The sequence below is a fragment of the Mucilaginibacter mallensis genome (genome assembly GCF_900105165.1).
GTDB lineage: Bacteria > Bacteroidota > Bacteroidia > Sphingobacteriales > Sphingobacteriaceae > Mucilaginibacter > Mucilaginibacter mallensis.
The window spans coordinates 792,814-806,155 of sequence record NZ_LT629740.1 but is presented as its reverse complement, the minus strand read 5'-3'; the positions used below and the strand labels follow the sequence as shown (position 1 = coordinate 806,155).

The 13,342-nt window shown below is 42.2% G+C and carries 12 protein-coding genes and 3 tRNA genes; 11 read left to right on the top strand and 4 right to left on the bottom strand.

Going from position 1 to position 13,342, the window contains the following annotated elements; all coding sequences use genetic code 11:
* Nucleotides 1–396: 396 nt before the first annotated feature.
* Together BLU33_RS03255 and BLU33_RS03250 are read left to right on the top strand one after the other, a co-directional pair.
* A complete protein-coding gene (locus BLU33_RS03255) occupies nt 397–1,617 on the top strand; it encodes a PBSX family phage terminase large subunit (RefSeq protein WP_091369193.1) in 1,221 nt (406 codons plus the stop codon).
* The gene (locus BLU33_RS03250; RefSeq protein ID WP_091369189.1) at nt 1,614–2,315 is read left to right on the top strand and encodes a hypothetical protein; all 702 of its coding nucleotides are present in this window, start codon (nt 1,614–1,616) and stop codon (nt 2,313–2,315) included. Before BLU33_RS03255 ends, BLU33_RS03250 begins: the two co-directional genes overlap by 4 nt.
* A gap of 1,399 nt (nt 2,316–3,714) precedes the next feature.
* Here BLU33_RS03250 and BLU33_RS03240 read toward each other — a convergent pair.
* The 3 genes from BLU33_RS03240 to BLU33_RS03230 all read right to left on the bottom strand — a co-directional run bounded on the left by BLU33_RS03240 (nt 3,715) and on the right by BLU33_RS03230 (nt 5,203).
* Nucleotides 3,715–4,761 carry an acyltransferase family protein gene (locus tag BLU33_RS03240; RefSeq protein WP_157682035.1) on the bottom strand — a complete coding sequence of 349 codons (1,047 nt, stop codon included), beginning with the start codon at nt 4,759–4,761 and terminating at the stop codon, nt 3,715–3,717.
* A gap of 184 nt (nt 4,762–4,945) precedes the next feature.
* A tRNA-Leu gene (locus BLU33_RS03235) sits at nt 4,946–5,029 on the bottom strand.
* A gap of 90 nt (nt 5,030–5,119) precedes the next feature.
* A tRNA-Leu gene (locus BLU33_RS03230) sits at nt 5,120–5,203 on the bottom strand.
* Nucleotides 5,204–5,360: 157 nt separating this feature from the next.
* Between BLU33_RS03230 and BLU33_RS03225 the strand changes: the two genes are divergently transcribed.
* From BLU33_RS03225 to BLU33_RS25465, 4 genes are all read left to right on the top strand, one after another.
* Nucleotides 5,361–6,374 carry a WD40/YVTN/BNR-like repeat-containing protein gene (locus BLU33_RS03225; RefSeq protein ID WP_091369180.1) on the top strand — a complete coding sequence of 338 codons (1,014 nt, stop codon included), beginning with the start codon at nt 5,361–5,363 and terminating at the stop codon, nt 6,372–6,374.
* 110 nt (nt 6,375–6,484) lie between these two features.
* Nucleotides 6,485–6,557, top strand: a tRNA-Lys gene (locus tag BLU33_RS03220).
* Between the two features lie 235 nt (nt 6,558–6,792).
* Nucleotides 6,793–8,040, top strand: coding sequence for a site-specific integrase (locus BLU33_RS03215; RefSeq protein ID WP_172829206.1), 1,248 nt, complete (start codon nt 6,793–6,795; stop codon nt 8,038–8,040).
* A gap of 163 nt (nt 8,041–8,203) precedes the next feature.
* Nucleotides 8,204–8,401 carry an ORF6N domain-containing protein gene (locus tag BLU33_RS25465; RefSeq protein ID WP_232009385.1) on the top strand — a complete coding sequence of 66 codons (198 nt, stop codon included), beginning with the start codon at nt 8,204–8,206 and terminating at the stop codon, nt 8,399–8,401.
* 469 nt (nt 8,402–8,870) lie between these two features.
* Here the strand turns inward: BLU33_RS25465 and BLU33_RS03205 are convergent, their stop codons facing one another.
* Nucleotides 8,871–9,761, bottom strand: a complete 891-nt coding sequence (locus BLU33_RS03205) for a hypothetical protein (RefSeq protein WP_091369175.1) — start codon at nt 9,759–9,761, stop codon at nt 8,871–8,873.
* 337 nt (nt 9,762–10,098) lie between these two features.
* Between BLU33_RS03205 and BLU33_RS25000 the strand changes: the two genes are divergently transcribed.
* The 5 genes from BLU33_RS25000 to BLU33_RS03185 all read left to right on the top strand — a co-directional run bounded on the left by BLU33_RS25000 (nt 10,099) and on the right by BLU33_RS03185 (nt 13,274).
* Nucleotides 10,099–10,254, top strand: a complete 156-nt coding sequence (locus BLU33_RS25000; RefSeq protein WP_157682034.1) for a hypothetical protein — start codon at nt 10,099–10,101, stop codon at nt 10,252–10,254.
* A 91-nt stretch (nt 10,255–10,345) separates the two neighbouring features.
* Entirely contained in the window at nt 10,346–12,013 is a 1,668-nt protein-coding gene (locus BLU33_RS03200; protein ID WP_091369172.1) for a tetratricopeptide repeat-containing sensor histidine kinase, read from the top strand.
* 5 nt (nt 12,014–12,018) lie between these two features.
* The gene (locus BLU33_RS03195; protein WP_317040553.1) at nt 12,019–12,687 is read left to right on the top strand and encodes a response regulator; all 669 of its coding nucleotides are present in this window, start codon (nt 12,019–12,021) and stop codon (nt 12,685–12,687) included.
* A gap of 78 nt (nt 12,688–12,765) precedes the next feature.
* On the top strand, nt 12,766–12,969 hold the full coding sequence (locus BLU33_RS03190; RefSeq protein ID WP_232009384.1) for a hypothetical protein: 204 nt from the start codon (nt 12,766–12,768) through the stop codon (nt 12,967–12,969).
* An 83-nt stretch (nt 12,970–13,052) separates the two neighbouring features.
* Nucleotides 13,053–13,274, top strand: coding sequence for a hypothetical protein (locus BLU33_RS03185; RefSeq protein ID WP_091369169.1), 222 nt, complete (start codon nt 13,053–13,055; stop codon nt 13,272–13,274).
* The last annotated feature ends 68 nt before the right edge of the window (nt 13,275–13,342 follow it).

Here is a 13,342-nt window from a genome sequence, read left to right as displayed (position 1 = left end):
GAACCAAAACCACCGCATAAGCGTCCACGCTTATGAACCAAAACAATCAATGACCAATAACATTTTTCCATCCCGTCAGCAAAAAAGCTTCGGCCGAAATCTGGCAAAACAATGGTGGCCTTGTTCGTGGCAGGGCATAGCAGATTTTTGCAGTGCACTGGCCACAGCAGCAATAAGGCCGCAAAAATATAGCAGCCCAGGTTTTGCCAGATTTGCAGCGCAAGCCCGGTGCGGCAAAGAAGCCTCTTTGCTGACTTGATTTTTTGGTCCTTTTGTATCAAGACAAAAGGACTAGGGCTCCGCGCCCATGAGCGGCTTCATGCGATAATGACCATGCGAAAATAGCCAAGCGACAACCAAACACCAATGAACCATTGAACAAATGAACAAAACCTAATGAACCAACAAAATGCATCCATCCTATTCAAACAAAATTATAACGCCGCAGCCAGTATAATAGTAAACCAGGGCGGCACAAGCTCCGGCAAAACCTACGCTATTGAACAAGTACTCTTTTGTCTCGCCTGCGAAAGCCCAAAACAAGTAATAACCGTAGTTGGTCAGGATATACCAAACCTTAAAGCTGGTGCCCTGCGCGATGCATTAAATATCTACAACAGCTCCGATCAAATAAAAGCCATGGTAAAAAGCTATAACAAATCCGATAGGATCTTCGAGTTCCATAATGGTACCATAATCGAATTTAAAAGCTACGACAATGCCCAGGATGCCAAGTCAGGCAAGCGCGATTATTTGTTCATCAACGAAGCCAACGGCATCACCTACGACATTTACACCGAACTGGCCCTCCGCACCCGCGAACGTGTGTTTATTGATTATAATCCCAACTATAACTTTTGGGTACACGATCATGTAATAGGCAAACCCGATGTGCAGCTCATCATCTCCGATCACCGCCACAACCCCTTCATCAAGCAAACCATGCGCGATAAGGTCGAGTCGCTCAAAGCAGTAGATATCGAACTCTGGAAGGTCTATGCCCGCGGCTTAACCGGCAAAGTAAGCGGACTGGTGTTCGATAACTGGCATATCTGCAACGATATCCCTCCGGATGCAAAACGCATCGCTGCCGGCCTTGATTTTGGCTTCACCAACGACGAAACCGGTTGCCTGCAGGTATACGCTCAAAACGGCGAACTTTGGGTCGATGAAATGTTTTACGAAACCGGCCTTACCAATACCGATATCGCTGCCCGGCTCACCAGCGCAGGCATCAGCAAAAGCACTGAGATCATTGCCGACAGCGCCGAACCAAAGTCCATCGAAGAATTGAAGCGACTAGGCTGGAACATCAAAGGCGCAAAAAAGGGCCCCGACAGTATAAAAAACTCTATCGATATCCTGCGACGCCACAAAATAAACATTACCCGCCGCAGTGTAAATCTCCGTCATGAAATAGCCCGTTACAAATGGCGTATCGACCGCTCTGGCAAAACCATCAATGAGCCTGTCGATGCCTACAATCATTTAATCGATCCTTTAAGATACATTGCGCTTAACAAACTAAAAATCAATACATTTACATCAATAAAATCGCACATGCCCTATAAAAATAACACCTGGCAGGATCCTATTGTAAACCTGATAACCATATGATAGAAAAAACACTAAAAACCACCGACGGAAACCTGCTGGTAAAAATACCAACCGCCCTTAACGAAGTTACTTTGGGCCAAATGATGGAGATGCAGGAAAAGCATTATCTTAACGATATTGATGCCATCAGCATACTCTCGGGCATCCCCCTCAAAGAGCTAAATAATGTTACCAATTTTAGCGATTTTCAGGCATTTGGTAATTCCGTACACTCACTCTCAAACCAAATCAAGTATCTTTACAATAGCGATGCCATCCCCCATAAGGTAACTTTTATGCTGGGCAAAAGAAAAGTAACCGTAAACGTTATCCGTAACCTATCAGTCGAGCCCGCCGGAGCCTTTATGGCGGCCCGCGATATTATTGCCGACGAAATAAACGAAACCATCAAACTGCATGGCGAAGAACACTGGCAGGAACATTTCCACCCATCATTAAAAGCCTGCTGCCACCTGCTGGCACATTACTTTTTCTGCCGTGCAACAGGCAAAAAATACGATGAATACGAAGCCGAAGAATTTTGTAACGAAGTAAAAAAACTCAGGGTAACGGAGGCACTGCCCATAGCCAAACATTTTTTTACCTGTTATCCCAACTTATTGAAACAGAAAATAGGCTTCTTTCAGCGCCTGCATCAATATTGGAGAAGAAGGCAGGTATTCAGGCGTTTGAAAAATTTAAATACATCAACACGGTAAATTCTTTAGCCGCAGGTGATATCACAAAATGGGATACCATCCTCAACATGCCCTATGAGCGTGTCCTAACCAAACTCCTGCTCAACAAAACCGAATCCGAATACCAAAAGCGCTATTCAGAACTAATAAATGCACAACGATAAAGTTCCCCTCTTGAGAGGGGCCAGGGGTGTGTTATACGTTGTTAAGTATACATAATCAACAGCCAACTAATCACTAATCAACCAATCTCTACTCACTAAATAATGGCGTTACCTCCGGTCCGGGCTTTACACTCATACTACACAGGCCTTAGCCACGGCCTGCACTGAGGCCCTCGAAGTGCCGGTATCCGTTCCAATCCCTAACGCAAAAGCCCAGGCCCTGTGCGATTCCCTCCCCACGGGAGGGGCAGGGAGGGGTTTAGTCAATAAGGTCAAACTCACACACCCTATCGCCGGTTCAAGCGTCCACGCTTGAACCAAAACCACGCACAAGCGTCCACGCTTATGACAAAAACACAACAATAACTAATGCCCCAATGACCAACAACATTCTCCCCCAAACGTCAGTAGAACAGCTTCGGGCGAAAACAGGCAAAACAATGGTGGCCTAGAGGATGGCAGGGCATAGCAGATTTTTACAGAAGCGCAGAGGCTAAGTGCGTAGCGACAGCAGGGTAAAAATATAGCAGCCCAGGTTTTGCCTGATTTGCAGGGCGATGGCCTTGTGCGGCAAAGAAGCATTTCTAATGACTTGATTTTTTGTTACCTTTTGTATCAAGACAAAATTGCGATAGCAATCATGAACACCTATAAAAAAACAGACAACTGTGAATAACTAGTAGCCTCCGCGGCAATGAGCGGCTGCACATGACAAGTCTACAATATACAAATTAGCTCTGTACGGTCGGGGATTGCTTCGTTCCTCGCAATGACGCATCCAGACAGGTTCGAGCCCCATCCTCTAGCCCAAAACCAACCATACCAACCAACCACCAATGAACTAATAAACCATTGAACCAATAAACAAAAAATATGATCCGCAACCAAATACAATCCATAACCCAAACCCTCAGTAGCTCCCCAACATTCATCTATGGCACCCAAAACGAGCAGAGTGGTATTACCAAAACGAGTACAAAGTGACTACTTGATATTTCAATGTACCTGGAATGGGATTCGAATTTGTGCACGGCTTACACATGCCTTCTCAAGGACATGTGCTAGTTTCGCCATTTGAATCTATTACTAAAAAAGGACTTATATGTTCTATATTATCGAACTTGAGACTTAATTTAAGATAAAAACGTAACTAATCAATATTAGACACACAAGCTAAAATCATCCAATACACAAAATAGCTTTTTTAATATTTACGATAGTTATTGGGGTTGTAATCTGATTATTGACAGAATTATTTATAGCCGAGGAACATATTCATTCAATATATTTTTTAATCTTAAAAAAGGTTTCTCTATTAATATAAAACTTAAAAAAGACATCACAGATGTTATGAGTAGTATAATTACTAAATATCCCCATATATTTAAATAAGTTCTCCATAGCTTATATACCAACTGTTCAATTGGGAAAGCGTAGATATATAGACCATAAGAAATGTCATATTTAAATTTGACTTTAAATTTAGAGAACAAAGAAATACATATTATTGAAATTAATATAGGGGCCATAATATTATACCCTCCATACTTTAAAAGCAGTAATGTAATTATTGTTATCACTACAAGACCTTTAGCTTTAAATTGCAACCTTTCACGGTACATATAAAATAATGAACCCAAAACAAAGCAGGTATATAATTTTAATGCATTTGATAATATAAGAAAGGTAGGTCCATAATTAATATTAAAGACGAATTTTAGGCTATAAACCAAATATAACAAACCAGTTATTATAAAAAATGGCAATTTGTTATCATTGAATATCCCGCCTAATCCTATTAGCATAATAAATATATAGCAATAAAATTCAGGCCTAAGACTCCATAGGCTACCATTAAGCGATAATTTATAAGCACTATTATTTAAGATATCACCAATGCTCCATTGGTTCACTTCTAAAAATAAATTCCTATAAATAAACGAAAAAGAGCTATTATCACCTGTAAACGGGAAGTTAGAAATTGTATGATGATCTGAAAAATAGATAATTGGAGCAATCACGAAGCTGGTTATAATTAGGCAAAACCAAAAACCCGGGAATATTCTTACAATTCTATGCCATAAAAAGATATAGATATTTTTACTACGTTCGTAGCTACCAGCGATTAAATACCCACTTAATGAGAAGAAACCCATAACACCAAATTCAGCAATGTAAGTTTGATTCTTAACTATGCTCGCAAATGGTTCCTGCCCATACCCTCCTATTAAATATGCGTGTGAAAATAAAACCAATACAGCAAGTAGAATTCTCAATAAATCGAATGCATTATTTTTATTCATTAGCAAATTATTATTAGGATAATATATCATCAAGTATAAATGATTTAATTGATTTTATAAACAAATCCTTTTTAAAAGCCATGAATGTATGAAAGGTTTTGGGGCATAACCCTGACTATCACTTAAAGTGTTTATCACATTCTTCACCAGTGGATTGTTGATTTTTTTTTCGTGATAAAATTTGTGCCCGGAACGAGATTCGAACTCGTACATCCTTGCGAATGCCACCCCCTCAAGATGGTGCGTCTACCAATTTCGCCACCCGGGCTTGTTACTGAAAAAAGTCTTTAGTCTGCGGTTCTCGGTTATTTAACGCTGAACTTAAGACCAAAGACTTTTTTACTTTAAGAAAAGGATGTGCCCGAAGAGAGACTCGAACTCTCAAGAGACAATTCTCAACGGCTTCTGAGACCGCAACGTTTACCAATTTCGCCATCCGGGCATTAAAGTACTCCTTGTACACTTGTCAATTTATAGGCTGTAAGTATACGGGGTTGCAAATATACTTTTTTCAGCTAAAATGCACCTAAATAAATATAAAAATTGACCATGGCTTGCAATTCACCTTGGTAAAGAATAAATTCGGATAAAACTCACGAATGAAAAGCCGTCCATTTATTCTTTCTACTCTTTTATTATTCTTTCTTTTCTTTGCAAATAACACGGTCGCTCAGCATATTACTATCTTGCAACAAGGCACACCAACAAGCATCCGCGGTTTATCCGTAGTTAATGATAAAACAGCATGGATAAGCGGCAGTAATGGATATATCGCCATAACCAATGATAGCGGTAAAACATGGCAATGGCAGCAAGTAAAAGGCTTTGAAAAAGCTGACTTTAGAGACATTGAAGCATTTTCCGACAAAGAAGCCGTGATCATGAGTTCCGGCACACCTGCACTAATATTAAAAACCATTGATGGAGGTATAAACTGGCAACTAAAATATCACAATACCGATACTTCCTTTTTCCTGGATGCGATAGACTTTGATGACGCCCGGCATGGTTTCATACTCGGCGATCCCATAAAGAATAAATTTTTATTACTCGAAACCAAAGACAGCGGTAATACCTGGAATAATTACGACAACAGTCCCGTTGCGGCACCTAACGAAGCTGCGTTTGCAGCCAGTGGAACTTGTTTACGCACAATAAATCATAGTATTCTTTTTGTAACGGGTGGCTCAGTCTCTAATCTTTTTGTTCAGGCTCCAAATAAGGATTGGCGTAAGACATCTATCCCCGTTACTCATGGAAAAAGCAGTCAGGGAGCTTTTTCAATAGCAAAAGGTAAAAATCAACTGATTATTGTTGGCGGCGACTATCAGCATGATAAACATACAGACTCTACAGCCTGTTACTCTAATAATAATGAAACTACCTGGCAATTAGCGCATAACTCACTATCAGGTTATCAATCATGTGTAGAATATATTAATGCCGATACTTTCCTTTCAACCGGCACAGCCGGAACCAATATTACAACCGATGGTGGTAAAAATTGGGTGCAAATAGACACCGCCAACTTTAACGTTTGCCGGAAAGCCAAACACGGAAATCTTGTTTTATTAGCTGGCAGCAAGGGCAAAATAGCTATTTTTAGGCCATAGATAATTGACAATGAAGCGCTTATTATTTAGTTTTAAATAAATTAAAATAACACTTGCACACAAGCTCCAATACTCCTATATTTGCACCACTTTAAACGGAAACGATCTATGATTCCGTAGCTCAGCTGGTAGAGCATAACACTTTTAATGTTGGGGTCCTGGGTTCGAGTCCCAGCGGGATCACTGGAAGGTCACCAAACCTTCTCAAAGTAACTAAAGCCACTTGAAAAAGTGGCTTTTTTTCGTTTAAAGGCACTTTTCATAACTCAATACAGATCAATGTAACGCAAAGTAATCGGTAACCTATTCGGTAACCTATTCCTTTTGCCGAAATTAGGTTACCGAATTCATCCCGGTTTTAGTTATACCTCGTTGATTTTCAGCGTGAAGAACCATGGTTTAACTTAAAAAAATGGTTATGAAAGTAAATGAAGATCTTTCAATCTTATTCTGGCTATGGCGCCAAAAAGCCAGCAAGGATGGTATGGCCCCCATCTATGTACGGATCACAGTCAAGGGTGACCGCGACGGTTTTTCATCCGGCAAAAAGATCCATCCTGATTTTTGGGACGAAGAAACGGCTACAGCCATCAGGACTTGCCCGGACAGCAAATTCATTAATAGCTACATTACGAAAACGAAAGCTGAACTGGAACGGCATTACAATCAACTGGCAGCTGTCCATGACAAGATCACGGCAGGCATGGTCAAAGATGCTTACATGCCTAAGGAAGTTCCAAAGAAAACACTGATGCAGGCCTTCCAACTACACAATAATGAATTTGCTGAGCGGGTAAGCAAGAATAAGGGCAGCACCGGTACACTGGCGAGATATGAGCGATTGAAGGACAAGGTGGAAGCTTTCCTTAAGAAGAAATATAAAGTTGCCGATACTCCATTGGATGATATCGAAATGGCGCTCGCCATTAATTTTTTCCACTACCTGACAATGGAAAATATCGGAGATAATACAGCTATGAAATATGTAAAAACATTAAAGCAGATTATCGATCGTGCTATTGGCGAGGGTTGGATAAAACATAATGCGATCAGCGGCTTTAAATGCACTTACGTGGACCCGGACAGGGAAACGTTGGAACAACATGAAATATTGGCCATGTACAACAAAGAGTTGCCCGTAAAACGACTTGCGGAAGTACGCGACGTCTATATATTTTGTTGCTTTACCGGGTATGCTTATGAAACGGTGTATAATCTTGAACCGGAAAATATTTTCAAAGGATTGGATGGTAAACCATGGATCACCAGGGATAGACAAAAAACCGGCGTAGAAGAGACCGTTCCCCTATTGCCTGTAGCATTAGAAATCATTGAAAAATACAAGACCCACCCCTATTGCCTTGCCGAAAACAAGTTATTGCCTGTCAACAGCAACTTTCGGTACAATGCATACCTGAAAGAGCTAGCTACAATCTGCGGTATCAAAAAGAATTTGACAACACATACTGCCAGGCACACATTCGCCACAGCCGTAACGCTCGAAAATGATGTACCCATTGAAACGGTCCGGGAAATATTGGGACATAACGATTTACGCTCGACTCAGAAGTATGCAAAAATTACTAAACGAAAAATCAGCAACAATATGAAATCGTTGGAAGGAAAGTTATTCAACGCTGATGGACTGTTACAAGTCTCCTACTAATCCAACTTAACGTCGCGATTTGCGATATCAAACGGAACAATTAAAACAGAAAATGAAACTACAAATTGGAGGTCACAAATTGTGACCTCCAGTCAAACAACCAATAATAATACCAGATGAGATTGTAATGAGCCGGATCTATTTTATCCGAGATCAAAAAGTTATGCTAGATAAGGATCTCGCAGAATTATACCAGGTGACTACGGGTAACTTAAACAAGGCTGTTAACCGAAATATTAAGCGATTTCCCGACGACTTTATGTTCCGGCTGACTAATGAGGAATTCAAAAACTTGCTCTTCCAAAATGGAACAGCAAGTTGGGGCGGAACACGTTTAACCCCTAATGCCTTTACAGAATAGGGCGTAGCAATGTTATCTGGTATTTTATCAAGTGACAGGGCAATCAATGTAAATATTCAAATTATGAGGATTTTCACTCGTATCCGCCAAATGTTTATAAACAACATGGAGCTACGCCTCGAATTTGAAAAAATTAAAAGCAAACTGGATAACTAGGATAAAAATATGGAGATCGTTTTTCGTTACCTGGATGAATTAATAACAACAAAAAATGCAATCACCCCTCGTAAGCGAATTGGCTATAAGCCTGATGACATCCAGGATAAGTAACGATAATAATTGAGACGATTTTTCCAAAAACATGTTAAAAATTTGAAGTCGCAAATTGCGGCTTCAAATTGGTGGATGCCGAAAGCTGCCTTATCTTTTGCTGGCAGTCAGGCCGCATATACGTTAATGATAGGTTCTCCTTCTTTCACCAACGAATAAAACAACACAAGTGCAGTAAAATAATGTCATACGTTATTGCTTAACCCGGTTTACGCGGGTGTATATTCAAAATATGCGCAGTCAGCGGCAATAATCGCCTCTCAGGATGTATCGGATGTTCGCCGGGCGCGGTATAATACTCGATCGAATCGTTTATTTTAATATACCATACTTTTCCTATAGATGCCGCGGTCAGCGTATCGGCGCGGGTTATCCTTCTGAAATGGATCATCTTGTTGCTATCTAACCCAATTACAGTCACGGTGGTATCGTCCGGCCGCTCATTGCAGGCGATAAGTTCATAATGGTCACCGGTCCAATACATACATTTTTCTCCTCCGGCAGGTGTCCGGTGCTTCAGCAAAACATAACCCATTAATGCGATTACAGCGATCAATACGCCATAAACCAAGACTGGAGGTGTGCGCTTAAGCGTTCCACCTGTTGTTGTTGTTGTGTCCGGCAAACCTTTTTCCGTTTCTCCCACTTCTTCCTGATCTGCCTGCGCAGGTGGATCCTGCTCTTTTGACAATTTCTCCTCCGGCTTGACGGGAGTAGTTTCGGTTTTGCTTTTCTGATCATTCAGCCATAAAGCATAAGGTCTCGGCTTAAAATCAATCAGCCAGGCCAGCAATTCGATATTCTTTTCGTCAGTTTTAAGCGGGCCTTTATTTAAAACAAGGTTCAGCGGCCTGAACTTATCAGTTTCCCATTTTTTAATCGCTAGCCGGAACGTTTCGGTATCCGCGCTCAGCTCAAAGAACGACCGGAGCATCACCTCATCCCCTCTTTGGTAACGCCGGTCGAATACAGCGACGCTCTCTTTTTTCAGTTTCGCCGGCGTTGGGTGCATCATATTATTCAGCAGGTCGCCCTTACTCTTCTTTTCTCTGTAGTCCCGCAGTATCGCTAATTCATAATCCTCAAACATTTTCACAAAAAATAATAGTAAAGCTAAAGATTTTTCGGATACCGAACGACCCTATCGGAAACGTATCGGAATAATCGGAAATATCGGAATCGGCTGCAAATAAGCGCTTTAACCCACCATACATTTACTTTCGAAATCGGCGGACGTCTTGCCGGCTTCACCAAAGAGCACTGAGAGCGGAAGAAGAATTCCGGCCTGGGAAGCAGAATACGGCTACCGCAATCAGTACTCACACTTCCCAAAAATGTAAGAAGCGCTTCTTACGCAGTTGGCAGTCAGGCCCGGAACCAGGTTCCGGGCAACTGCCGGATTTATTCACTATTTAAATTTTAAGAAAATGTTTGAGCTGATGTTAGCGCTCTTTATGGCATTCGCATGCCCTGCGCATAAAAATAATACACAAGGAAATAGTACAACTATCGTCACTACACAGGACGATCCCACAGGCGGCGACGGCGGTCATGTGCCACCGGTGCCACCTCCACACAGTTAGTGAGACATGGTTTATCAGTAAGGCGGGCCTGGAGGCCTGCCTTACTTTTTTATAGCAAATAGTTCTATCTTTATTTCAGCAAAAAGAAAAATTGGAAAAACTATTACCGCTGCTATTCGGCTTGATCATGGCATTGGCAGCCTGCAAACCAAACCCCTCCGGGACAAAGCCGGCACCTTTACCTTACTACACCAAAGCGATCTCATTTCTGGACCGCCATAACGATTCCGCATTTTATTATTTTAACAAAAGCGCAAATCTTTCCAAGGACAGTTTGCAAATAGGTGTAGCCTATAATTATATGGCCATCATACAATCGGATGCCGGCGATTATTTTGGCGCCCAGGAAAGCCTTCTCCAGTCGTTGAAATATCTGGATACCGCAAATATAAAAGATCATAGTTGCCTTGCCTCTGATTATAACGAACTTGGTCTAACAAGTTTCAGACTCAGAAATTATGATACCGCAATACCTTATTTTGATCAGGCCATAAGATTTTCAGCAATACCGTCTTACCGGTTGATCTTTCTGAATAACAAAGCGCTTGCCTACCAGGAAAAAGGTAGTTATACACAGGCACTTCCGTTATACCAGGAAATTATCAAACAAGTGAAAGCCCCCGATACCTATGCCCGGATACTGACCAACTTAGCCACAACCAGGTGGCTTCAAACCCCCTCTTTTAACGCTGCGCCAGATTTGTTAAAGGCACTGAATATTCGTCTTAAAGAGAATGATACCTGGGGTGAAAACTCGAGTTATTCACACATCGCCAACTACTATACCAAATCGCGTCCGGATTCGGCTTACTTTTATGCCAGCAGAATGTACCAGATAGCGCTACGACTGCACAGCCCTGACGACCAGCTCATCGCATTAAAAAAATTGGTTGAAGTGGGTCCTGCTGCCAAATCAAGGACTTATTTTTCGTCCTATATAAAGCTTAACGACAGTATCCAGTCCGAACGCAACGCGGCCAAAAATCAATTTGCCCTGATCCGGTACAATTCGGAAAAGAACAAGTCGGATGCGCTCAGACTGGAAAAAGACAATGTGCTGGCCCGCTATCAAATCATTAAACAGCAGGTCGCGATTGGTTGTATTATCCTGGTTGTCGCCATCCTCGGTGTACTGCTCTTTTTTTGGATAAAAAAAAGAAAAAGGCAGCAGACGCTGGCTACTCAAAATGCAGTTCAGGAAACACAGCGTAAAGCTTCGAAGAAGGTACATGACACGCTTGCAAACGATATTTACCGCGTGATGAAAAAAATCCAGCAAGATAAGACTTTGGGTATTGACTGGCTGTTGGACGACATTGAGGATATCTATCACCGGGCGCGTGACGTTTCCTACGACTTGCAATACGGACAAGAGGAGAATTTCCATCAGAAGATAAATGAATTACTGATCACTTTCGCTACGGATGAAACGAAGATCCTGCTGGTTGGCAACAGCAATGAACTGTGGCGGAAAGTGAACACGGTTAACAGGTACGAACTGAAGTATATTCTGCAGGAGCTAATGGTCAACATGCAAAAACACAGCCAGGCACGGAACGTGGTGGTTAAATTTGAAGAGCTTGAGGGGCACTGCCGGATCACTTATATCGATGATGGCATCGGCATGCCAGACAGCGCTGTGCGCAAAAACGGACTCACCAATACGGGAAACCGTATAAAAGCCATGAAGGGAACTTTTATATTTGGCAGTGGCCCTGTTCAGGGGCTTGAAATTCAAATATCGTTTCCTATCGACTAAACACTATGATGTTCCATACCGTACTTATCGCTGAAGACCACCAGAGCGTAAAGATCTCTGTCGAACAAACCCTGAAAGACTTGGGCATTGGCGAACCACATTACGCCTATTATTGTGATGACGCGCTGTTAAGGCTAAAAAAAGCGATGCAGGATGGCAAGCCCTATGACCTGCTGATTACCGATCTGTCTTTTGATGAAGATGGCCGTGAACAAATGATCGGCAGCGGGACAGCGTTGATCGAAGCGGCGAGGAAGCTTCAGCCCGGTTTAAAAGTGCTGGTATTTTCAGCTGAGCCCAATCCGGCAGTTGTCACGCTGCTTTTCCGGCAGCACGATATCAACGGCTATGTACGAAAAGGCCGCGAGGATGCGCTGGAACTAAAAGAAGCGCTCCAAACCATCAGTAACAATAAAAAGCACATCCCTGCGGAATTTCAGCAAGCCATCAGGGCAAAAAACGCCCATGACTTTACGGGCTATGACATCGTGATCATTTCTCAGTTGGCAAAAGGCACCCTGCAGAAAGATATCCCTCTTTACCTGCAGCAACAAAATATTACCCCTTCCAGCCTGAGCAGCATCGAAAAAAGGTTAAACCAGATCAAAGAGGTCCTGGGGTTTACCAAGAATGAACAGCTTGTGGCTTACTGCAAGGACCACAGGATCATCTGATCGCGAGCCCTACGGTTTCCCGTAAGGATGGGCCGGTAAGTCCCTTTAATTTTGGATTTTAATATAAAATCCAAAATTATGAGGTATTACGTAAACAAACGGGCCCAAAGTAACGGTGACCACGAGGTCCACACCGAAAATTGCATCTACCTGCCGAACGAAACCGACAGGCAGTATCTGGGCGACTATTCATCCTGTAAGCCTGCCGTCGATAAGGCTAAGGAAACTTATCCGTCAGCTGACGGCTGTAAGACCTGTTCACGGCCCTGCCACACCAGGTAAAATCATCGGCAGCAGAAAGTTATCTTTATGAGAAATAATTTTATATTTAATGCGATTTGATCGTGCCACTTCACAGTTATAAAATGAAAACCTTTCTGCTGCTGTTCCTGCTCCTTAGCGACTGCAAAACCGCTATTACCCCTACTGATAACACGATCGTTTACGTCTGCGAGAGCTCCAACGGAAAAAAATACCATCTCAACCCTAATTGCAAGGGGCTGCGTAATTGCAGCCATCGGATCGTTAAGCTGACGCTCGGGGAAGCCAAAAGAAGAGGAAAAACCCTTTGTCACTGGGAAAAATAACTTTATTCCGATTATCCTTCACTTTACGGTTTCCCGTAAAGAAAACCCCTCCTCCTGATCTAATTTTG